Genomic DNA, 744 nt, shown 5'->3' with positions numbered 1-744 from the left:
CTGGCGGACGCCCGCCCGGCGCTGGTCGTCGACGGGCCCCTGGCGACGGACGGGTGTCCGGACTCCGACCCCGGTGTCGCGGTGGACGCGCGGCATCCGGCGTATGTCATCTACACCTCGGGTTCGACCGGGCGCCCCAAGGGCGTCGTCGTCTCCCACGGCGGTCTGGCCGCCCTCGTCGCGGCCCAGACCGAACGGCTCGCCCTCGACGACGGCAGCCGCGTCCTCCAGTTCAGCTCACCCGGCTTCGACGCGTCGTTCTGGGACCTGTGCGCCGCGCTGCTCACCGGAGCCCGCCTGGTCCTGGCGCCGCCCGATACCCCGATGACGGCCCTCACCGACCCCGGCATCACCCATGTGACCGTGCCGCCGTCGGCGCTCGCCGCCCTGGAGCACGGCGCGCTGTCGGCGTCCACCCTGGTGGTGGCCGGTGAGGCATGTCCGGCGGAGCTGGTGGCGCGATGGGCGCCCGGACGCCGCATGATCAACGCCTACGGCCCGACGGAGACGACGGTCTGCGCGACCATGAGCGAGCCGCTGACGCCCACGGGCGGGGTACCGCCCATCGGCCGGCCCATCGTCAACGCCCGGGTACATGTGCTGGACGACTTCCTGCGGCCGGTGCCGCCCGGCGTGCCGGGAGAGCTGTACGTGGCCGGTGCCGGCCTGGCGCGCGGCTATCTGAACCGGCCGGGCCTGACTGCCGAACGGTTCGTCCCCGACCCGTTCGGGGCGCCGGGGAGC

The 744-nt window shown here is 74.7% G+C and carries 1 protein-coding gene; it reads left to right on the top strand.

All coding sequences use genetic code 11. The annotated features are described in order from the left end of the window. Positions 1 to 744: AMP-binding protein (locus ALMP_RS35795; RefSeq protein WP_264935941.1), on the top strand; the 744-nt coding region annotated here is incomplete at both ends.

Source organism: Streptomyces sp. A012304, from assembly GCF_026008495.1.
Taxonomy (GTDB): Bacteria; Actinomycetota; Actinomycetes; order Streptomycetales; family Streptomycetaceae; genus Streptomyces.
This window is presented reverse-complemented; position numbering and strand designations above follow the sequence as displayed.